Annotated in this window: 19 protein-coding genes, 2 tRNA genes and 4 pseudogenes; 9 read left to right on the forward strand and 16 right to left on the reverse strand. The window is 41.5% G+C overall.

Translation table 11 applies throughout. The features are described 5' to 3' along the window. Positions 1-54: 54 nt before the first annotated feature. Positions 55-453: an OsmC family protein gene (locus tag FTT83_RS06670; protein WP_166169823.1), complete on the reverse strand. Its 399-nt coding sequence runs from the start codon at positions 451-453 to the stop codon at positions 55-57. A 24-nt stretch (positions 454-477) separates the two neighbouring features. Continuing rightward, entirely contained in the window at positions 478-1,425 is a 948-nt protein-coding gene (locus FTT83_RS06675; RefSeq protein WP_166169821.1) for a pirin family protein, read from the reverse strand. 328 nt (positions 1,426-1,753) lie between these two features. On the opposite strand from FTT83_RS06675, the gene FTT83_RS06680 reads away from it, so the two are divergent. Further along, positions 1,754-3,022, forward strand: a complete 1,269-nt coding sequence (locus FTT83_RS06680; protein WP_180176456.1) for a GGDEF domain-containing protein — start codon at positions 1,754-1,756, stop codon at positions 3,020-3,022. Here FTT83_RS06680 and FTT83_RS16305 read toward each other — a convergent pair. The 4 genes and pseudogenes from FTT83_RS16305 to FTT83_RS06695 form a co-directional block, all read right to left on the reverse strand. Further along, positions 3,023-3,106, reverse strand: a pseudogene (locus FTT83_RS16305) (restriction endonuclease); the annotation flags it as partial. 260 nt (positions 3,107-3,366) lie between these two features. After that, positions 3,367-4,935, reverse strand: coding sequence for a glutamine-hydrolyzing GMP synthase (gene guaA / locus FTT83_RS06685; protein WP_166169817.1), 1,569 nt, complete (start codon positions 4,933-4,935; stop codon positions 3,367-3,369). 278 nt (positions 4,936-5,213) lie between these two features. Beyond that, positions 5,214-5,612: a NirD/YgiW/YdeI family stress tolerance protein gene (locus FTT83_RS06690; RefSeq protein WP_180176457.1), complete on the reverse strand. Its 399-nt coding sequence runs from the start codon at positions 5,610-5,612 to the stop codon at positions 5,214-5,216. Positions 5,613-5,736: 124 nt separating this feature from the next. Beyond that, positions 5,737-6,189, reverse strand: a complete 453-nt coding sequence (locus FTT83_RS06695; RefSeq protein ID WP_180176458.1) for a DoxX family protein — start codon at positions 6,187-6,189, stop codon at positions 5,737-5,739. A 194-nt stretch (positions 6,190-6,383) separates the two neighbouring features. Between FTT83_RS06695 and FTT83_RS06700 the strand changes: the two genes are divergently transcribed. Next, positions 6,384-7,016, forward strand: coding sequence for a DedA family protein (locus FTT83_RS06700; RefSeq protein WP_180176459.1), 633 nt, complete (start codon positions 6,384-6,386; stop codon positions 7,014-7,016). Here the strand turns inward: FTT83_RS06700 and FTT83_RS06705 are convergent. From FTT83_RS06705 to FTT83_RS06725, 5 genes are all read right to left on the reverse strand, one after another. Beyond that, positions 7,013-7,603 (reverse strand): LysE family translocator, encoded by a 591-nt coding sequence (locus tag FTT83_RS06705; protein WP_166169809.1) that lies wholly within the window; start codon positions 7,601-7,603, stop codon positions 7,013-7,015. The genes FTT83_RS06700 and FTT83_RS06705 overlap by 4 nt on opposite strands. 220 nt (positions 7,604-7,823) lie before the next feature. Beyond that, positions 7,824-8,213: a hypothetical protein gene (locus tag FTT83_RS06710; RefSeq protein ID WP_180176460.1), complete on the reverse strand. Its 390-nt coding sequence runs from the start codon at positions 8,211-8,213 to the stop codon at positions 7,824-7,826. 15 nt (positions 8,214-8,228) lie between these two features. Further along, entirely contained in the window at positions 8,229-9,065 is an 837-nt protein-coding gene (locus FTT83_RS06715; RefSeq protein ID WP_180176461.1) for a ParA family protein, read from the reverse strand. A gap of 83 nt (positions 9,066-9,148) precedes the next feature. Continuing rightward, complete coding sequence (locus FTT83_RS06720; RefSeq protein ID WP_180176462.1) at positions 9,149-9,541, reverse strand: SirB2 family protein; 393 nt, start codon at positions 9,539-9,541, stop codon at positions 9,149-9,151. A 13-nt stretch (positions 9,542-9,554) separates the two neighbouring features. Beyond that, the gene (locus tag FTT83_RS06725) at positions 9,555-9,869 is read right to left on the reverse strand and encodes a BolA family transcriptional regulator (protein WP_166169801.1); all 315 of its coding nucleotides are present in this window, start codon (positions 9,867-9,869) and stop codon (positions 9,555-9,557) included. 234 nt (positions 9,870-10,103) lie between these two features. Between FTT83_RS06725 and FTT83_RS06730 the strand changes: the two genes are divergently transcribed. Then, positions 10,104-10,176, forward strand: a tRNA-Gly gene (locus FTT83_RS06730). A 48-nt stretch (positions 10,177-10,224) separates the two neighbouring features. Further along, a tRNA-Gly gene (locus FTT83_RS06735) sits at positions 10,225-10,300 on the forward strand. A 367-nt stretch (positions 10,301-10,667) separates the two neighbouring features. Here FTT83_RS06735 and acnA read toward each other — a convergent pair. After that, a pseudogene (gene acnA, locus FTT83_RS06740) lies at positions 10,668-13,425 on the reverse strand (aconitate hydratase AcnA). A gap of 363 nt (positions 13,426-13,788) precedes the next feature. On the opposite strand from acnA, the gene FTT83_RS06745 reads away from it, so the two are divergent. Together FTT83_RS06745 and FTT83_RS06750 are read left to right on the forward strand one after the other, a co-directional pair. Beyond that, positions 13,789-14,097, forward strand: a complete 309-nt coding sequence (locus FTT83_RS06745) for a helix-turn-helix transcriptional regulator (RefSeq protein ID WP_004282130.1) — start codon at positions 13,789-13,791, stop codon at positions 14,095-14,097. Continuing rightward, positions 14,094-15,383, forward strand: coding sequence for a type II toxin-antitoxin system HipA family toxin (locus tag FTT83_RS06750; RefSeq protein WP_180176463.1), 1,290 nt, complete (start codon positions 14,094-14,096; stop codon positions 15,381-15,383). Before FTT83_RS06745 ends, FTT83_RS06750 begins: the two co-directional genes overlap by 4 nt. A gap of 17 nt (positions 15,384-15,400) precedes the next feature. Here FTT83_RS06750 and FTT83_RS06755 read toward each other — a convergent pair whose 3' ends face one another. The 3 genes from FTT83_RS06755 to FTT83_RS06765 all read right to left on the reverse strand — a co-directional run bounded on the left by FTT83_RS06755 (position 15,401) and on the right by FTT83_RS06765 (position 20,634). Continuing rightward, the gene (locus tag FTT83_RS06755; RefSeq protein WP_180176464.1) at positions 15,401-18,748 is read right to left on the reverse strand and encodes a DEAD/DEAH box helicase; all 3,348 of its coding nucleotides are present in this window, start codon (positions 18,746-18,748) and stop codon (positions 15,401-15,403) included. A 185-nt stretch (positions 18,749-18,933) separates the two neighbouring features. Next, entirely contained in the window at positions 18,934-19,212 is a 279-nt protein-coding gene (locus FTT83_RS06760; protein WP_180176465.1) for a helix-turn-helix domain-containing protein, read from the reverse strand. A 330-nt stretch (positions 19,213-19,542) separates the two neighbouring features. Beyond that, the gene (locus FTT83_RS06765; RefSeq protein WP_180042640.1) at positions 19,543-20,634 is read right to left on the reverse strand and encodes an ATP-binding protein; all 1,092 of its coding nucleotides are present in this window, start codon (positions 20,632-20,634) and stop codon (positions 19,543-19,545) included. Between the two features lie 199 nt (positions 20,635-20,833). Here FTT83_RS06765 and FTT83_RS06770 point away from each other — a divergent pair, with 199 nt between their 5' ends. The 3 genes and pseudogenes from FTT83_RS06770 to FTT83_RS06780 all read left to right on the forward strand — a co-directional run bounded on the left by FTT83_RS06770 (position 20,834) and on the right by FTT83_RS06780 (position 21,740). Next, positions 20,834-21,136: a helix-turn-helix transcriptional regulator gene (locus FTT83_RS06770; protein WP_087013817.1), complete on the forward strand. Its 303-nt coding sequence runs from the start codon at positions 20,834-20,836 to the stop codon at positions 21,134-21,136. Positions 21,137-21,200: 64 nt separating this feature from the next. Continuing rightward, positions 21,201-21,385, forward strand: a pseudogene (locus tag FTT83_RS16045) (type II toxin-antitoxin system HipA family toxin); the annotation flags it as partial. Positions 21,386-21,503: 118 nt separating this feature from the next. Further along, complete coding sequence (locus FTT83_RS06780) at positions 21,504-21,740, forward strand: VF530 family DNA-binding protein (RefSeq protein WP_002058193.1); 237 nt, start codon at positions 21,504-21,506, stop codon at positions 21,738-21,740. Between the two features lie 222 nt (positions 21,741-21,962). Here the strand turns inward: FTT83_RS06780 and FTT83_RS06785 are convergent. Next, positions 21,963-22,079: pseudogene (locus tag FTT83_RS06785) on the reverse strand (IS982 family transposase); the annotation flags it as partial.

Genomic DNA, 22,079 nt, shown 5'->3' on the forward strand with positions numbered 1-22,079 from the left:
TGGAAAAATGACATTCTGCTTTGCACACAATGTCATGGCTATCGGATCATGGATTTAAAGCAGAACCGTGTTAATGTCCAGACTGCGTAACAGCGTCTTGGTGACCGGTGTTTTACTGCTAATGTCTAAAATTTTTTGTTTCAGTTCATCCGATAATGGCTGGGCAAAAGACAAACGACGTTCAATCCACTCTTTACCTTCTTTATTGCTATTAAAATCGGCTTCTACGGAAAATTGACCGAGCTCCATACCTTTGTGACTGGCATACATGCGCAAGGTCATCATGGTACAGGAAACCAGACCGGAACAAATAAAATCATAAGGAGCAGGACCCCGATCCTGCCCACCCAAGGATTCAGGTTTATCCGTCATAAACTGGTGTTTGCCACTTTTCACCTCGCCTGACCAAGGTTCATCCAGGCTCTGTACTTCTGCATTTGCAATAATGACCATATTCAAACATCCTGAATTTTATTGTTATTTTGAGGATCGCATTTTATTGGGGAATGCAGGTGCTTCCAGGCGAGGTCCCGGATAGTCAGGAATGGTGCCAAAACGGTCATCCTGATTCATCCAGTGGTCACGGGCTTGGCACAGCTCTTCCTGAGTCCGCCCGACAAAGTTCCACCACAGTAATATTGGTGACTCGAAAGGTTCGCCACCCAATAGCAGTACTCGACTGCCTTTATGTAACCGGATTTCAATTTCAGTCATACCTGGTTCCAGCACGACCATGTTGTCGTCTGTCAGCTCATGACCGTTGACTTCAGCAGCCCCCTCCAGCGCCATAAAGCCATATTCAAATTCCGGATTCAATGGAATTCTGGTAGTGGTGGATTCCTGTGCAGTTAAATCCACACCCAGCAATTCGCTATGCACTGCAACCGGGGACCGGGTTTGCAAGAACTCCCCTACCAGTACGGTAAATTCAACCTGATCTTTTTCCACCATAGGCAATTCCGGATAATGATCAAAACGCGGCGCCATATTAATCTTGTCATCCGGCAAGGCAATCCAGAGCTGCGCAGCGTGCATATGGGTTTCGGTTTCCGGTGCCACTTCAGTATGGGAAATGCCATATCCTGCGGTCATTAAATTGACCTGTTTGGGACGAATCAGCTGTTTGCTACCCAAGCTGTCGGTATGCATCATGGTACCTTCAATCATCCAGGTAAAAGTCTGCAAGCCAATATGCGGATGTGGTCCGACATCCAGACCATCACCTTGAGGAAAAGTCACGGGACCAGCATGATCCAGAAAGCACCAGGCTCCAATTAAACGCTTATGGCGACTGGGCAAGGCGCGCTTAATCACGGTGCCCTGTCCAATTTCCGCACTACGCAAAGGAAATTCCTGAATAAAGCGGTTTACGTATTTTTCACAATCGTCCGAATTGGAAAGCTCTGTATAGCTGCTATTGGTCATATGACTATCCTGAATTTCATGAACACGACTGTTCTTGTAAGTCCTACCTATTGTTATCAATCATATAGACTCTTCATCATTCAGCCTATAGTTAAAGTTAATACGCTGAATACCATGGACAGGCCAATATTATTTTTGAAATTTTCTTCATAAAACAAGGCCTAAACGCGATAAATGATTGACTATTTTTACCCTATTCATATGAATTTTATAGGAAAAAAATTTTTTGTCACAATTATAGCGATGACTTACCCAGTCTTCTGTATACAGATATTTTTCCTCAGCATACTATTTCTCCCTGACCAATCTGCTATAGAAGAGGATAATCATGTCCCAAGGACAGCAGGAAAATTTTCATTACTCTGAAAATCAAGAATATAATCATATCGGGAACAATGAAGATAAATATTCAAATATCGGAACTGCCATTTTACCCAAGCAGCTGTGTACGCTCGCCAATCAAAAACAGATAGAACACCAACTAGAACATCCTAGCACCCGTATTCCGGAACAATTTCAACAATACTATCTGGATTATCAAAATAAGCACCAACGACAGTTTTTAAAATGCGTCAATTTTATTGGTCAGCTGACTTTTTTAAGCTATTTCTTTGTCGATTGGGTTTTATTACCGGACATTGGCATGCTGTCTGGTATTGCACGGCTCAGTCTTGTCATCTTGGCACTGTCGGTCAACTGGCTGGCTTTCCGCTACTGCAAGAATATTAAAATTCTGGATAGCCTGCTGCCAGCCTCTGTTGCAGCTGCAGCAGCAATATGGCTTGAACTGCTGTATTTATCACATAGTCCCGTTGTGAATACGTATCTCTACGCCAGCATCATTTTTATTTTATTGGGCAATTTATGCATACAGGTATCTTTTCGTAATTCCATTTTTAGTTCCCTGCTGATTAGTGCGGTGATTTTTAATGGCGTATTCAGGTTGGTCAGCGTCCAGGAACTGATTTTATTTTCACTCATTTACGCGCCGGTTTTATTGCTCAGCATGTATATCAGCTGGAATAACACATTAAATTCAAAACGTAATTTTTTGCGGGTGTTACTCAATGACTGGAACTATTACACCTTAACTGAAATGGCGCATACGGATGAACTGACCCAGCTATATAACCGCCGACAATTTTTACAACTGGCCGAACAGAGCATACAGCAATGGCCCAAATATAATTTAACCTGTCTATTGATGTTTGATATCGACTTTTTTAAGAATATTAATGATACCTATGGCCATGATGTGGGAGATGAAGTGCTGCGGGTACTGGCTGATATTACTCGCCGGGAAATGCGTCATAGCGATGTACTGGCCCGTTTTGGGGGGGAAGAATTTATTGCTTTGCTACCCGATACCACACTGGAAGATGCGATGAATATTGCCAACCGCTTATGCCGAAAAATTGAAAGCCATCAAATTTGTGTTAAAGATAAGTGCTTTTTTAATTTCAGTGTGTCGATTGGGGTATCTCAACTGCAGCCAAATCAAAGTGATTTAAACCTGCTGATTAAAAATGCCGATATTGCACTCTACCAAGCCAAGAAAAATGGACGCAATCAGGTAGCGATTTATACCCATGAATAATTAGAAATTATCCTCATCGAAACGGTCTTGGTCTATTTTATAAATATGAAAACTCCGCTCGACTTGCATACTCAAGCCGAATTTAGTGGCTCAAAATATTTATTCCTATTCTTCAAAGATTAATTTTTTAAAATATAAAAAAAGAGCGCCTAAGCGCTCTTTTTTTATTTGAATAATTCTAGATTCCTAAACTGCCGCGCGCATCTTGCACAAAATTCAAAGCAATGCTTTTAATTTTGCTCATGGCGTAATTTAGGCAGGAAGCAGTGCTTCCTGAAACCCTGAGAGGTGAAATAACAAAGCACTGCTTTGTCACCTCGCAAGACTTTCAGCTATGCTGAAAGTTACTCCCATTCAATTGTCGCTGGCGGCTTAGATGACACGTCATAAACTACACGTGAAACATCTTTAATTTCGTTCATGATACGAGTCGAAATTTTATCAACCAATTCATATGGAAGATGAGCAAAACGTGCAGTCATAAAGTCCACAGTTTCAACGGCACGAAGTGCAATCACCCATGCATAACGACGGCCATCGCCCACTACACCAACAGATTTAACTGGTTGGAATACAGCGAAGGCTTGAGCAGTTTTGTCATACCAACCGCTGGCACGAAGTTCTTGCATGAAGATGTCATCAGCCAGACGAAGAATGTCGGCATATTCTTTTTTCACTTCACCCAAAATACGCACGCCCAAACCTGGACCCGGGAATGGATGACGATAAAGCATTTCGTGTGGCAAACCTAAAGTGGTACCTAAACGGCGTACTTCATCTTTAAACAGGTCACGGATTGGCTCAACCAGTTCAAAGGCTAAATCTTCTGGTAAACCGCCCACATTGTGGTGTGATTTAATTACGTGTGCCTTACCGTTTTTAGTTGCAGCAGATTCAATCACGTCCGGGTAAATCGTACCTTGTGCAAGGAAATTTACGCCATCAAGTTTACGTGCTTCTTCAGCAAACACTTCAATGAATTCACGACCAATGATTTTACGTTTTTTCTCAGGGTCAACTTCACCTGCGAGAGCGGACAAGAAACGGTTTTCAGCATCGGCACGAATTACACGGATACCCATGTTTTTCGCAAACATATCCATCACTTGCTCGCCTTCGTTCAAACGAAGCAAGCCATTATCTACGAATACGCAAGTCAATTGATCGCCAATGGCTTTATGAAGAAGCGCAGCAACTACAGATGAATCTACGCCACCTGAAAGACCAAGCAATACTTTTTGATCGCCAATCTGTTCACGTAACTGTTCAACACGCAGGTCGATAATGTTTTCCGAGTTCCAAAGATTACGGCAACCACAAATGCTGTGGACAAAGTTAGACAATAACTCGGCACCTTTTGCAGTATGGGTCACTTCCGGGTGGAACTGGACACCGTAGAAACGACGTTTTTCATCGCTTACCGCTGCAAATGGACAGCTTGGTGTACTGGCAGTCACCTGGAAACCTTCAGGAATTGCACTGACTTTATCGCCATGGCTCATCCAAACATTGAGTTTGTTTTCACCATCGTCTAAATCACCCAGAAGCTGGTCACGCACTAAAACGTCTACCGCAGCATAACCAAATTCATGCACGGTACCTGGCTCTACTTTACCGCCAAGCTGTTCGGACATGGTTTGCAAGCCGTAGCAAATACCCAATACAGGTACGCCCAGGTTGAATACAACTTCAGGCGCACGTGGACTACCTTCTTCATGAACACTTTCCGGACCACCCGACAAGATGATACCGTTTGGTTTAAATGCGCGAATGTCTTCTTCAGACATGTCATAGGCATACATTTCAGAATATACACCAGCTTCACGTACACGACGTGCAATAAGCTGACTGTATTGAGAACCGAAATCCAGAATCAGGATGCGGTCTTCAGTGATTTGAGTATTGGTAGTCATGACAAACAACTATGCAAGGCAAACGAAATAAGCGCTGCATTCTATCATTTTTCGGCGCATTAAGCACACTATTCGCACAAGGCTTTCAATTCGTTGATTACATTATATTTCTGGCACAATAAGGCACCCGTCCGGATGCCTTATTTATATTGCCATTTTTCTATTTTCACGATTTAGATATCCTTCAATTTCATCATGATGGATATCAACCTGCTTCATCTGTCTAGACCTTGTCGTATGCTCTCTAGGACTTTGGTGATTAAGTCAAATCTTGCAGCTTAGTTCTGATTATACCAAAGCCATTTATCCTTTGGATTTACCAGTTTTTCTATTTTAACGACATCGATGTTGGTGGATTGATCACTTTGGGCATCCACTTCACCCATCACTTTCACCTGATCACCGGCCTTTAAGCCCATCGGTTTCCAAAAATCATCATCTACATCAATGTCAATTGAACCGGAACCATCTTTGAGCTCAAAATGATCGCCCCGTATTCGTTTGACAATGACTCCAGACAAGGTCACTGCAGTTTCATCTGCCAGTTGTTTTGCTTCTACAACCGTTACCGCATTTTGGGCAGCTTCATTCACGATCATCTGATCACTTTTACCCGCCCAGGATGCTGTAGAAAACATTACACCAGAGATAAAAATTACCCATAACATTTGCTTCATGGCTGACTCCACTTTGGTAGCTTCATCAAACTTTATTGAAGCAAAATCCTGGCAATTTGTACGCAGCTTTTATGTACTGTGCACAGGTTTTATGTAATTACAAAAAGGCCTGTAAAAGCTAGAATCAACCTTCTATTTTCCTCAATTCTGGTGATGATCTCTCTAGCATGTCATCTACACTGAATTTACCTGCACCATGCAACATCAAGAACAATAGTCCACCAGTCATGGCAATATTTTTCATCAGGTGAATGGCATCATCCGGAGTCCCGATGCCGTGGAAAATAAAGCCGCAAATAAAGGTAAAAATGGCTAAGCCCAAGGCAGCCAGGCGGGCCTGGAAACCAAAGAACAAGGCCAGACCACCGCCAGCGACGACCAGGATACTCAAAGGCAGCAGACTGCCCGGGACACCTTTAGATTCCATATACCCGGTCGTTGCAGTATAAGCATTGATTTTCATCCAGCCAGACATCAGAAAAATATAGGCTATCAATACACGTGCAACCAAAGCGATAAAGGCATCGGTTTGCAGACCTTGCAGCAGATTTTTTATAAAAATATTCGGATTAAACATGAGGTCACCTTTTGATTTTTGTTTTAATGACCTCTTCATCCTAAGCCTGTTTTTATCGGGGTCAATAAATAATTTGTAAGATAAATCATTGTGAAAAAAGGGAAGGATGAAAATGCAATTAATTTTCTTTTTGGTACTGACTTTCATGCCCCAGACTGCTAGGATTTCAGCACATTTTTGCTGTCTGTAGCGCCATGGAACTGCTTGATTTTATCTTACACGTTGATGCCCATCTGCTTGAATTTATCACCGATTACGGCGTGTGGATTTATGCCATTCTTTTCTTGATTATTTTTGTAGAAACCGGTTTGGTGGTGATGCCGTTTCTGCCGGGTGACAGCCTGCTGTTTGCAGCAGGAGCCTTAGCAGCATCCACAGGCGCAATGAATCCTTATATTCTGGTCATCTTGCTGTTTACTGCCGCAGTATTGGGCGACACGCTGAATTATCATATTGGTAAATTTATTGGGCCGCGTGTCTTTGAAATTGAATCACGTTTCATTAATAAAAAGCATTTAACCTATACGCAAAAATTCTTTGAAAAACATGGTGGAAAAACCATTATTTTTGCCCGTTTTATTCCTTTCGCCCGTACTTTTGCCCCTTTTGTCGCCGGTGCAGGTCACATGAATTATAAATATTTCCTGAGCTTTAATGTCATTGGTGCCATTTGCTGGGTTGGTTCTTTTGTAATTTTAGGCTACTTGTTTGGCAATATGCCGATTGTTAAAGACAATTTTACCCATCTGATTTTTGGCATCATTATTATTAGTGTCTTGCCGGGCATTATTGGTTTTATTCGCCAGAAACTCAAAAAGGCGCATTAAAAGAAGCGAATCACAACGGGTAACATACACATAATCAGCAACATGGCCGATCCTTTATATAACAGATCGGCTTTTATTTGTCTGGACTGACCCGCCAGAATGGCCCGCCCAAAAAACATCCAGAACACCACCGTAGGTAACAGGACCAGACTGAACATTGCAAATACCAAAATAAAATTGGTGGGATTGTTCCAGGTTTCAAGCGGTAAAACACCGGCAGCAAATAATAAGGCTTTAGGATTTTTGAAGGTAGAAAAAAACAGTTGTCGAGGTCGGATCGAAGGATGACGTTGATTATGCTTTTCCAAATCTGACGCTTTCCACAAATGAAAAGCCATCCAACTCACATAAATGGCGCTACAAAAATGCAGGATATGAATAAAGTTCGGCCATACTGGATCACACAAATGAATAAGTAATGCCCACAAATTAATGGCATAAAAATAGCCAAGCATTTTTGCCGGAATAAACAGACTGGTTTTAGCAATGCCTTGTTGATAAGCCGAGCTTGCAAGTAATGCATTGGTTGGACCCGGAATCATCAATACCGCAATCACTGCCAATACAAAAAGCCAACTCTCGATCATACATACCTGATATCACCATCCTGATGGGGCACACCATATATGAAACCGATAAAAAATGACAAGTATTTCTCGATAAAAAAACATCACCTGATGCGTTTAAAGATTCCATCAAAAAACAACAACCAATTGATATTAATAATATTTACATTGAAACATTTTGCTAATATTTTATCACCCTGCTGTCAGGTACAGCACCTCAACAGCGGGATAAATTGATGAATTATTGAACTTTATTACGAACAATAATTGGGCAGTTTTTGAATTTTGCCGCCTGAACCACAGCTTCCTGTTCACCCAATAGGCGTGCCAGTTCAGTGTTTTTGCTATTTGAAGATTGTCCCATATTTACCGAAACACTCGGGCCAATTCCCCAACCGCCATGACTGCCCCAACCGCCGCCCACACCGACACCCACACCGACGCCAGTGCGTTTTGGTGCTTGCACACCATTGTCGATATATTGCTGAATACGGTTATATTCACTTTGCAACTGCTGGCAATTGAGTGCTTGATACTGGGTCGGAGAAACATAACTCGGTTTCACCGTCGTTGCACATGCCGCCAATAAAACCGTACTTCCCAAAAGAAGGCTTAGATAAATCGTTTTCATGAGAAATCTCAATACTTATATATGCTCAATTTCATTGAACAACGATTGATAGGCTTGCGTCAATTTATGATCAGTCGCCAAATGAATCAAAGGCTGATTTTTAAGATGCGATTCCTTCATTAAAATCGACGGTGGCAGCATGCTGTCTAATACAGGCAGACTTTCATCTTTTAATTGTTGTACCACTTCACGCGGTAATTTGGCCTGTGCCTGAAATTGATTCACCACAATTCCTTCAATTTCCAGACGTTCATTATGGTCATCTTGAGTTTCAATGACATTTTCAATCAGGGTCTGCAAAGCGCGTTTGGAAAATACGTCGCAATCAAAAGGAATCAGCACGCGACTGGCTGCAATCAGCGCCGATAAGGTAAAGAAGTTAAAAGCCGGCGGTGTATCGATATACACCCGGTCATACTGTCCTTGAAGTTGCTGCAAGGCATCACGCAATTTATAAATCTTGTGTTTCGACTCCAAGGCATGTGCCAGTGCACCCAAAGTAGGACTTGCAGGAATCACATCCAGATTTTTAAAAGGTGATTGGTGCACGTAACGCTCCAGACCTTTATCACGGTTCTTTAAAATGGAACCAATGGCATTGCCTAAAAGTCCTTTACTTTGGGTTGCCCCCAACACTTCCTGAAAATAATTTTCAATATTGGGTTCCAGCGCCGGTTTATCCACCGTATAGGTCGCATCATCCCCCAATAGATATTGACTAGAATTGGCTTGAGGGTCGAGATCAATCAGCAAGGTTTTCAACCCCTGATGTGCGCTAATTGCAGCCAGATTGACGGCAATACTGGACTTACCGACCCCACCTTTTTGATTAAAAACCACACGTACCAGCATTGGAAGCCCCCTATCATTTATAGTTATCTATGAATTGCAGTTTATCCTACACATCTTACATCTAGAACAATCATGTCTAACAATTAGCCAAAATTCGGCTTGATGATGACTAATCCGATAATGGCGATCAGTGCAGCCACTGCAATCATTAAACCTGCGCGACGCTGGATCAGTAAAATACGGTCATCTTTTTTATAGGCTTTGATCAAGGAAGAAAACAGCACCAGAAACAGGATGATTTTGGCATAAAACCATGGTTGTACTTCAAAATTCTTGATCACTAATGAAGTTAGCCCGGTCAAAACAATAATGGTCATGGCAAGATGCTGCCAGGCGACCAAAAATTTTCGTGCCACCGAATTGGGCTGATTGCCGTTGACTCCAACAAATAAAGTAAAAGCACGTGCAAGGATTGCCCCAATCAATAAAGTCACCGCAATCATATGCACAATTTTTACCGTCAGCTGCATATCCATTGTTTAATCTTCCTTATGATTCAGCTTTTGGCGCATGTGCACATTCAGGACTTGAGGTATCTTGTCCTTGCCATTCTGATGGCACAAAAGCATGAATCGCCAGGGCATGAATACGGCTTGGTGCAAGCAAGTCCCCTGCTGCTGCATAAATTTTTTGATGACGTTGCACCAAACGCAAGCCTTGGAAAATGTCACTCACCACAATCACTTTAAAATGCGACTCTTTACCCGGGAAATAGCCGCCATGACCGGATGATTCGTTCACCACTTCTAAATGAACTGGTGATAACTCTTGCAGGCGTTGAATCAACTGTTGTTCTAAATTCATCAAGATACTCCGAAATAGCTCAATCTCTGGCTTCAGTATAGCGTGTTCCGACTCAATCTTCGTGTCTGTCTACCCTATCATTCCTGCATTTCAAGATAAAAATTTCTTTTTAAATCTCAATTTTGTTTATAAAAGCAACAAATTTAAGCAAAATGGTTTTATTTTATGCAATCGACATAAGTTTTTTCACAAAGTTATTGACCCTATTTTTGCATAATGTATTATACACGGCATGCGGGAATAGCTCAGTTGGTAGAGCATAACCTTGCCAAGGTTGGGGTCGGGAGTTCGAGTCTCCTTTCCCGCTCAAAATTTTTTCATTTAGTTTTTTCACTTAAAAAACTTTATAGACTCCGCGGGAATAGCTCAGTTGGTAGAGCATAACCTTGCCAAGGTTGGGGTCGGGAGTTCGAGTCTCCTTTCCCGCTCCAGATTCAAAAAGCCCTCATCGAAAGATGGGGGCTTTTTTTATGTTGATTTTATTATAGTTTTTAAGAATTCTTCTTCCTTTGTTATTCGATTCAATAAAAAATTCTATTAGATCTATATTCACATTTGATATCTACGCCTAATAATATAGGCATAGTTCCAATGGTCAGCGCTATCCATTAGATTATGAAAAGGCCCATCAAAAGATTAATGCCAGTCAGTTAAGGAAATTTGGATTAAAAATAAATCTAAATTTCCTTATATTTGAATTTAAATTGATCTAAATTTATGTCTTATTGAGCATAATTTTAGTTTTTCAATTCTTAACTGACCGGCATTGTGGTAGGTATCGGGTTTTCATCATTCAATTTAGGAAGTGAGCAAATTGCGCAAGACATAGTGCAAGATCCCACCGGCCTTAAAGTATTCCACCTCATTCAAGGTATCAATACGACACAACACTTGAAAATGACTACACGTACCATCGCTATGTTGCACCTCTACATCCAGCATTTGATGCGGATGAATATCATCCGACAAGCCTGAAATTGATAGGGTTTCATGTCCGGTCAGGTTCAATATCTGCCGGTTCTGACTTTCCACAAACTGTAAAGGTAACACCCCCATGCCGACCAGATTGGAACGGTGAATCCGCTCAAAACTTTCAGCAATCACCGCTTTCACCCCCAACAGGTTGGTGCCCTTAGCCGCCCAGTCACGTGAAGAACCGGTACCATATTCTTTCCCGGCAATAATCACGAGTGGGGTTTGTTCTGCCTGATAGCGCATTGCCGCATCATAAATCGAGAGTTTTTCTGCACTTGGAATATGCAGGGTATTGCCACCCTCCTCGCCACCCAGTATTTCGTTTTTAATGCGGATATTGGCAAAGGTACCTCGCATCATCACTTCATGGTTACCACGACGGGATCCGTAAGAGTTAAAGTCTTTTACATCAACACCCTGTTGCTGCAAATATCGTCCGGCCGGACTATCTTGTTTGATATTGCCCGCCGGGGAAATATGGTCCGTCGTGACTGAATCACCTAATACCGCCAAAATCCGTGCCTGGCTGATCTGCTGAATTGGTTGTAGCGGCTGATCAATTTCTGCAAAAAAGGGAGGATGCCGGATATAGGTGGATTGTTCATCCCAAGCATAGGTTTGACTTTGGGGAATCTGGATCGCTTTCCACTTGGCATCGCCTTCAAAAACTTCCGCATATTCTTTATGGAACATCTCGGTATTCACATTTTGCAGTGCGGCATCGATTTCCGTCTGTGTCGGCCAGATATCTTTTAAATAAACCGCCTGGCCATCAAAGCCCTCACCTATCGGTTCAGTCGTGAGATCAGTTCGAATATTCCCGACCAGACCATAGGCAACTACCAAGGGTGGCGAGGCGAGCCAGTTGGTTTTCACCAGAGGATGCACCCGTCCTTCAAAGTTACGGTTTCCGGAGAGCACTGAAGCTACATTCAAATCAAAACATTGCACAGCTTCTTCAATTACTTCAGGTAAAGGTCCCGAATTACCAATACAGGTGGTACAACCATAACCCACCAGGTTATAACCCAGCTGATTCAAATAAGGCGTCAACCCTGCTGCATGCAGATAATCGCTGACCACTTTGGAACCTGGAGCCAGTGAACTTTTCACCCAGGGTTTCCGCTGTAAACCTTTTTCGATTGCCTTTTTGGCCAATAGCCCTGCTGCCAACATGACACTGGGATTCGAGGTATTGGTACAGGAGGTAATCGCTGAAATCACTACATCACCATGCTGCAACGGATATTTTGTACCATCAATTACACAAAAAGCATTTTCATGGGGCAGGTTGGCCTGTTTCGCTTCAACCGCTGTACCTCCCCCTCCTTCATTTTCCAGACGCTCTTTTTCTTCCTTGACCGGTTTTAAGGTCAAATCCATGAAGGCATGAAAGGTTTTTGGCACTTGTGACAAGAGTACACGATCCTGCGGGCGTTTCGGACCCGCCAGACTGGCTTCTACCGTCGACATATCTAAAGCCAGAGTGTCGGTAAAGACGGGTTCATCCCCCGGATTGCGCCATAATCCTTGCAACTTGCTATAGGCCTCTACCAAGGCAATTCTTTCCGGCTGACGTCCAGTTAAACGTAAATAGGAAAGCGTCACCTCATCAACCGGGAAAAAGCCACAGGTAGCGCCATATTCAGGTGCCATATTGGCAATAGTGGCACGGTCAGCCAAGGGTAAGTCGGCCAGACCATCGCCATAAAATTCGACAAATTTTCCAACTACACCTTTTTGACGCAGCATCTGGGTAATGGTCAGCACCAGATCAGTTGCTGTAATACCTTCTTTAAGTTTACCGATGAGCTTAAAGCCGATCACTTCCGGAATCAGCATGGAGATCGGTTGGCCCAGCATGGCCGCTTCCGCCTCGATACCGCCTACCCCCCCAGCCTAACACGCCTAAGCCATTGATCATGGTAGTATGTGAATCGGTACCGACCAAGGCATCAGGAAAGGCAAAGCGCTGACCATCGACCTCATTACTCCAGACCACTTGTGCTAGATATTCCAGATTGACCTGATGGCAAATCCCGGTTCCTGGCGGCACCACGCGAAACTGATTGAGCGCAGCCTGCCCCCAACGTAGAAACTGGTAGCGCTCGCCATTGCGTTGCATCTCAATTGCGACATTCTGCTCAAAAGCTTGCGGGCTGGCAAAGTAATCGACCATAACCGAATGATCGATGACTAAATCCACCGGTGACAGCGGATTAATTTTTTCCGGGTCACCACCGGCTTTGGCCACTGCGGCACGCATCGCGGCAAGATCAACCACTGCGGGAACACCGGTAAAATCCTGCATCAGCACCCGTGCCGGACGATACTGGATTTCCTGTTCTGAGGTTCGGTTGTTTAGCCACCCTGCCAATGCATGAATATGCTCGGTTTTCACCGTGAGCTGATCTTCAAAACGTAGTAAATTTTCTAGCAAGACTTTTAAAGATTTGGGGAGCCGGGACAGGTCGCCCAACTGCACTTGCAATTTAGACAGGTTGAAAATCTGATAGTGTTCTGAACCGACGGTTAATGTTTCTAAAGTATTAAAACTATTGATATTACTATACTTAGCCATCTAGTTTCCCTCCGGCTTGATATGCTATTTTTATGATCACAGTCAACCATTCCTTTACTTACTGTATGCTAACTGCACGGCGGGTTTGTTATTATTTATTATCAGATTGCGCTAGGCAGTTAAATGCAGGGCTGCCAGGAAATTTTGCCAGAGAGTTGCCGACAGTTCAGATCTGGCTGCCAATTCCGTAAGGAGATTAAGCTAAATTGAACCGCGTATTTTAACTGTATTTTCAGAGTGATTTCAGATCACTACGTAGCTAGGGCTTTTACAGATCGAAATGATAAAGTCATAAATTGCTTTTCAAAAAAAAAGAAACTAATATGTTTCTTAAAGGACCTAAAAGCAATAAATGTATCTACAATGAATAAGTCTTTACTTCAGCAAATCAAAAAAAGACGAACCCAATTGGGCTTAAAGCAAGTTGATATGCAATCCCGTACAGGCATTTCAAGACAGCAGTACCAAAAACTGGAAAGTCAGGGCAACCCTCGATTAGAGACCTTAGAAATTATAGCGGCAGGATTAAATGCTCAACTGATGCTCATCCCTGATGATAAGGTTCATTTGATCAGACAATTATTGAATGATGAAATTAAAGTCACTATTGAAGATCAGGATGACTTAATGACTAACCCATGGAAGGGTCTTCTCGGAGGAGAGGAACCATGAATACTGTTGCCGTCCTGAAATTAACATTACATCACGCTGTCGTTGGATACTTGGCAGGATTTCAGAGCGGAAAAAATATTCTGGTTTTTACGGATTCTTTCCGATTTGATCAGCGACGCCCGACCTTGAGCCTGCTTACTTCCCCCTTGTATCCTCAAGCAGATAAGATTTTAGAAAAGACCTATGTTACACATCAGCGCTTACACCCCTTGCTATCAAACTTGCTACCAGAAGGCGCATTACGCGAACTAATTGCACAAAGCCTCAAAGTACATATAGACAATGAATTTCAGTTATTGGCAGCTTTAGGTCATGACTTACCTGGAGCACTCATTGCGACCCCATTAGATCCAGAAGAAATTCCAGATGAAATAAAATTCAAACTGCAGATCTCGAATCCAGATCAGATTTTAAAGCAAGAGATTCGAACAGATAATAAGTTTTCCTTGGCCGGCGTCCAAATGAAGTTTTCCATGAAAGCCAAAGATGGGCGTTTTACACTAGCACAGGCAACGGAAACGACTCTACTCGGGGACTGGATTATCAAAACTCCTTCTTCCAGACATGCTTTTGTTCCGCTAAATGAATATTCTATGATGACCCTTGCCAAAACGGTCGGAATAGATGTCCCTGAGATTCGCTTGGTGGATATGGCCCTTTTACAAGACCTTCCACCATTAAATTTACCCCAAGAGCAATATGCTTTCGCAATCAAAAGATTTGATAGACAGAGTACTGCTGATACTACAGAGCTTATTCACATCGAAGATTTTGCTCAGATCTTCGGCGCATATCCACATCAGAAATACAGCACCACAAATTATGAGCAGATAGGAAAGATCATTTATCAATTTTCAGATAACAAAATTATTGATATTCAGCAATTTGCCAGCCGTTTACTCGTCAATATTTTACTCGCCAATGGAGATGCACACTTAAAAAACTGGAGTATGATTTATCATGATAAAAGTGCACCCAGATTATCTCCCGCATACGATATATTAATGACTAGTGTATATATTGAAAATGAGCATCATTTCGCATTAAATCTTGCCAAAAATAAAGATTGGTATCTAGCTGAGATGAAGCATTTTAAGCAATGGGCAGAAAAAGTCGGCGTTCCATGGCGTATCATCGAGAAGCAACTTCACGATATTATGGATAATGCTCGATCATTATGGCCAGCGCTATTACTAGACTTACCTATGATTTCCGCTCATAAAGAAAAATTAAGAGTACATTGGAAAAAATTGCATCCAGACTTTCAGATACTTACAGATGATTAGGGCAACCAGTAACCAAACTAAAATTTCTCAAACAAGTTCATCACATCATTTTCCGTCAGTTTTGCTTCGCCCTCATGATCGGTACTTAGAATAGACTGTGCCAGTTCTGCTTTATTTTGCTGTAAGGCAAGAATTTTTTCTTCTATGCTTTGATTGGTAATCAGCTTGTACACAAATACCGGCTTGTCCTGTCCAATTCGCCATGCACGATCTGAAGCTTGATCCTCAGCAGCAGGGTTCCACCATGGATCATAGTGAATGACTGTATCTGCGGCGGTTAAATTCAGACCGACCCCTCCTGCTTTCAGACTGATTAAAAACACCGGCACTTGTCCAGACTGAAATGCGGTAATGACTTCATCTCGCTTTTTGGTCTGCCCAGTCAGTTTGACATAGCCAATTTCTGCGTGATGGAGTTGCTGCTCAATCAATTCCAGCATTGAGGTAAACTGAGAGAAGATAAGAATTTTTCGCCCCTCTTCTACCATTGGAACGACCATATCGATCAACTGTTCAAGTTTGGCTGAGTGAGCCTGCCCGGTTTTAACTGAATCCAGTTTCAGTAAGCTAGGATGGCAGCACACCTGACGTAGCTTCAGTAAGGCATCTAAAATTTGGATTTGACTACGTTTAAAGCCTTTTTCTGCCACAATTTTCTGAATGCTGGCTTGCATCGTGGCACGAACAGCCTCGTATAGCTTGGATTGCTGTTCATTCATATCAATATTGACTTCAATCGTGGTTTTTTCTGGCAATTCCTTGGCAACGTCAGTTTTCAAGCGACGTAAAATAAAGGGTTTAATGCGGTTTACCAACTTTTGCCTTAACTGCTGATCACCGCGTTTTTCAATCGGATAGCGGTATTTTTTATTAAAGATTTCTTGTGAATATAAGAATCCTGGCATCAGAAAATAAAATAGTGCCCACAGCTCACCCAAATGATTTTCCATAGGTGTACCGGTTAGACATAGGCGATGTCGTGCTTTTAATTGCCGTACCACCTGTGCAGCTTTGGCACGCGGATTTTTGATATTCTGCGCTTCATCCAAAATGAGTTGATGATATTCATATTGCTTCAGTTGCTCTTCATCTCTCGCCAAGAGCGGATAGGTGGTTAACACAATGTCATATTGTGAAATCTGCTCAAAATACTGATGGCGGTCGGGGCCCTGTAGCAGCAGTACCTTGAGCTCAGGGGTAAATTTTTCCGCTTCTTTGAACCAGTTATGCATCAGCGATGTGGGTGCAACAATTAAGGCGGGGCTGTCCTGCAAATGACCAGCCTGCTTTTCCATGAGTAAATGCGCTAAAGTTTGTGCTGTTTTGCCCAAGCCCATATCATCTGCCAGAATCCCGCCATGCTGGGTTTCCCTTAAAAACTGTAACCAGCCTAAGCCCTGCTGCTGATATGGGCGCAATTCCCCCTGAAAACCTTGTGGTGTCGGCAGTTGTTGCTGATAGCCTTGTTTGAATTTCTGTACAAATTGCTGCAGCTGGTCACTGACCTGCCATGTCATCCCAAGATTATGCTGTAATTCTAATAGTTGACTCGCATCATAGCGATCGATACTGCGCTCTTCTTGCTGTAAAATGCTCTGTAGATGCAACAATACCGGCTTAATGTCCCTGGCGGATAGAGCCAAATCAGGTTGATCCACTGCAGTTTTCAGGGTGAAAATTTGGCTGTCATTCAGATAACTAAAAGTCCGCGGATCAAGTAAATCAGGATATTCTTTCACCAAAGCTACGATTGCATCGAGCAAATCATAACAATTGCCTGCACTGTCCTGAACCGTCGCCCCGATATCGAACCAGTCCTGCTGGCTTTCAGATTCAGTGATGGAAATATTTAAATTTTCAACATATTGCAGGTTAAAGGGGCTGTTTTCCAGATGCTCTATCTGCCAGCCCATCAACTCAATTTGATTGATGGGCATCAGCTGTTTGATCCAGTCTCCATAGAAAGCAAAAACCATAGAATCAAGACGTTGTTTATCCAGTTTTAATTGCTGGTCATAACTAAGATCTTTCACCCACTTCAGTGATTCGACCAATAGCTGTAAACGCTGGATTGACTGTTGTTCCTGAACTAAGTCCCGAAGCTGTCGCACCATTTTGCCATGCTGTTCACCAATAAAACTGTCACCTGATGTACCTGCTTTAATTCGCCCGCCTGCATAGGAGAATTCAATTTCAGCACAAACAGACTCTTCCCATTTCCAATCAAATTTATTTAAAACACCGAAGCGTAAAATTGGCTGGGGACTTCCCTCAAGGACATCAATATGCTGAATAGACTCGGGCTGAGGCATTTTTTTCACCTCTGAATATTGATGAGTCAGTTTCTCAAACTCTGGCAAGAGCTTAGCTGGAAGATCAGGCATCTGTAAAAAATGGTACAGAAGATTTGCCGTATATTCACCATATAACTGGCCCACCGTGTTCTGTTGAATATCCACATAACATGGTGGATGGCTCGCGAGAATATGAATATGAGGATTTGATTTTAAATCGAGTCGAATATCACCATTGACCAATTCAATGTTTAAATGCTCTGTCTGTTTGTTTACACCTTGTTGCCAGATCAGTTCGATGTGATAGCCTTGTTCTGACCATTGAAGTGCAGCATGGCTCTTTTTTTGCCAGTACACATCGCCACTTTGAATAAAAGATTTAAAGTGCTCCAATGAAATTCCGGAGATATCAAGATTGCTTTGATAAAAACGCTCGTCGCTGTTTATTTTGGCGTAATAATAAATCTGGTTAAATAATTGTCGTTTTTGTTCCGGTAAAGTCAGATGCTTTCTGGTGATATTTTCATATTGCGTATAATCACTTTCACCGGCAATCGAGCCATTTTTATTGCGTCTGGCCTTCTGCACCACAAGGGTCAATTTCTTTGAGCTGACAGACTGATTTAACAGGTAAATTAAACATGTGTTTGTTTTGGCAGGCTGCTCAGGTTCAGTCTGTTGTAAATACCGTTTAAAATCATTCAACCAGCGCTGCGCCTGATCATCCTCCCGTTGGCGTTTTGCGATTCCCTGTGGGGATTGAGAGTCAGCATAACGCTGCTGAAATTCCTGGCGATATTCCTGAAAGAATAACCGCGCTAAAGCCGCAGCATGTTTACAGTTATATCCAACCGGACAAGTGCAGTCGTCATCAATTAAACGGTCTTTTTGGGGATTATAGGTAATCGCAGTATCGTAATAATCTGTCCCTTCAATTTGGGCATACATCGTGACACCGTCTTTTTCCTCAAATAACTCAATCGTTTCCCTATCAATGTGTTTAGCATAGCTAAGGCTGCGCTGAATAGTTGCAGTACTAAAGCGAGATAGAAAATTGATCAATGAGGACATAATTACCAGACACTAAAAATGTTTATACAATTATAACGGACAAAGCTGTCATTTCAGAACAGTAGCCGAACTGCTCAACCTGAGCACAGATTCGACTCACTCAATAGGAATATTGTGAGTAAAGACAATCAAATCCGAGAAGTTAAACAGTTCATTGAGGTCGAAAATATCCCGATAGAAAGTGATCATTTCTTCACGACCGTTAATTTTAAACCAAATGGGATCAAAAGTTTTAGCATTGTTTCTAGAGTTGGATTTGCATCTGATCGCTCTAGTTTCTGTAAAGTTTGAAGCGAAATTTTAGTGATCTTGGACATTTCATATAATGTCAGATGCAGCTCTGTTCTAATGAATTTTGCAATGACATGTATCGGCCAATCGGAATTCAGTTGAATCTGTTCTAAGACATATTGTCTTTTTTTAATTTGCTCTATTTGAGAGAGTGGAATAAAACGTTTATCCATAACAAATCTCCTTTAATTATGCGCAAATACCTTCAATGCGATATGCACAATTTTCTAGAATTTCACCATCTATCCCGATAGATTTCATCTTGGTTATGTTCAATTGCGTAATCCATTGAATAATATGTTCCGCAGCTAGCTTTCCAACCCTTAGCTTTTTCACCTATTACTTCAATAGAGGCACAATCGATCGATTGATTATTCAGAAATATTTATAAAGATCAAAAATCATTCATAATTCTATTTAAATAGTAAAGTACAGGCAGTTTTGCCCATTATATACTTATTATAGTAGTAAAGTATTATTTTTATCCAAGTGAGTTTTCAAAATTATGCTTCATCCATAATCCATTCTTTAAAAAGAGCATCCTCGATTTCATAAGTACCATTTTCTGGTTTAAAAATAATTTGTTTTTTTGATAAAGAACGTAGGGCCGATTGAATACTTGATACCGCAATGTTATCTACACCAATGGAATCAGCCAGATGTTGTCTAAATTGACTACTATAAAGTTCAACTTGCGATTCCGCTATGGCTTTTAAAATTAGCTGTTCTAATAACTTAAACTCTCCCCATAATCCCGAAAAGTCACGATGCCCCATTGTATCGGCTATAAGCTGTTCCTTGGCAAAATCTATAGCCAGCATTGGGTTTAAGGCTAAACGCTCCACTAATGATCTTGCTAGTTGAGGACTTTGCTTCATATCTAAAAAAGCGTGCCATAAAATTTCTTTATTCAAACTACGTCCTGTTGTCTGATTAAATACATCTGCCAGATGATCTGTAAATGCTTTTGTTAGATTTGGAAAAGGTAAATTCTGTCCATAATGAAAAAATGGAGCACTACTCACAGAAAACATTTGTCTCAGGCCTTCTCGACTTGAACCAGTAAAAATCACCTTTATTGTTTCTTTATGCATATCTAAAGCGGTACGTAAACTGGCAATCGTGGTTTTATATTTTGAACTAGCTAAAGCCTGAATCTCATCAAGTAACAGTAAAATAGGTTTCCCCTGCTGAGCCAGTTTAGTAATGCTAGACAAAATACTGGAATTCACTTGTCCTTGTAGAAGTGTCACTTCAGCTTTTACCCCTGCCACCTCTGTACTTAAAGAACCAATATTTTTAATCCAATCTGTGGCTTTCCCCATTAAGCCATTTTGTTTTGAAAACTCATCAAGAGCTTTTACAAACTGCCCTTCACTATGCAGGCCTGCATCTAAAAAACTGAAATAAAAAACGCGCCATCCAAGCTGTTCTGCTAGGGGCGTAATATCTTTTCGTAAAAATTCAGTTTTTCCCATCCGGCGTGGGGCAAAAAAAGTCAGAGAACTAGCTAGTCCAGTCTCAAACATGCCTAAAATTTGTTTCGCCAATTCGGTACGTGGAAAGTGCCAAGGGTCATTGGAGATGGTCATCATTTTAATTACTCGGCAATGATTTATTTATTACCATAGATTGTATTAGACTCCATTAGATTGTAAATATCTAATTAGATTTTTTTAATCTAATAGGATCTAATCAGGCCAATAAAGCACCTTTTCATCGATCAACCGACACATTTTATAACTCCATTATTTTGTGGCTTAATAGCTATATCTAAACATAAGACCCAATATTATGGATTTAAGATTCAGAAAACCTGAAGAAGTTGTTGCATTATTATGTGAGAGGCTTCGTAAAGAACGGCTTTATCTGGAAATGACTCAGGCAGATGTTGCTGCACGTGCTGGTATTGGTGTGAATACAGTATCCAATCTGGAAGCAGGTCGAAATGTTTCATTTGAAAATTTAGTACGCGTTGCCATGGTACTAGGCCGATTAAAAGAATTAGAGGAACTCTTCAAACCTCATTTAAACAGTGTAGATGACATTCTTCGCTATGAGAGCAATACGGCTCGCCAACGTATCAAAAGAAAATAAACCCATGCTCAAAAAACTTAATGTTTACTACAATGGATGGGGTGAATATTGGCTTTAGGGTACACTGGTCGCCTCAACAGTAATCACAGGTCAACCATTAATTGCCTTTAAGTACAGTGCTGAAGCGATCCGTAAAGGTTTAGAGCTTTTCTCTTACCTACTTCCATAAAAAGGTGACCCATTAAGAAAAAATTTCCTACACAGCAAATGGGATTACAAAGTCATATATATGATACATCACCCGATGGCTAGGCGTGCTCCAGAATTTTGGTGGCTATTCAGTCCATCATTACCTACATTCCAACTCTCTAGTTTTCCAACTAGCCCAGGTTATAATAATGGCCACCCAAAATACTATTGATCTATTATGAATACCTCCAATGACCCTTTACACGGCAAAAAACTTGCTGACATTTTGGATGAATTATTGGATTACTACGGTGGCTTTGAAGGTTTAAGTCGTAAAATTGAAATTAGATGTTTTTGCATAGACCCAAGTGTTAAATCATCATTGCGATTCTTGCGTACCACACCATGGGCACGTGAAAAAGTAGAAAGCTTATATTTGTACGTATTACGTCAAAAGGCAAAACAGAAACCGTAGCCTCAGGCAACACCCCTCTCATCATAAAATTATACCAGTCAGTAAAATACCTTTAGATTAAGCATGTGTATGTTGGTTATTATTGTTGATTATCACAATAAATTAGTGACCAAAAATCAAAGTACTCCACCCTACCTTAAATTACACCACACAAAATAAAAACCCTATATAACTGTTATATATAGAGTTTATTAAAATACCAATTATGTTATTTAACCCTAGTTACGGATAAGCTAAATTTCTAACGACATGAATTTTTGGCTTATTCTTCTGACAGAGTTGATAAGCACATAAAGATGAAAATATGCCTGCTAGAAAACCGGAAATAGTCCGATGTTT

The sequence above is a fragment of the Acinetobacter sp. YH01018 genome (genome assembly GCF_013420295.1).
Classification (GTDB): Bacteria; Pseudomonadota; Gammaproteobacteria; order Pseudomonadales; family Moraxellaceae; genus Acinetobacter.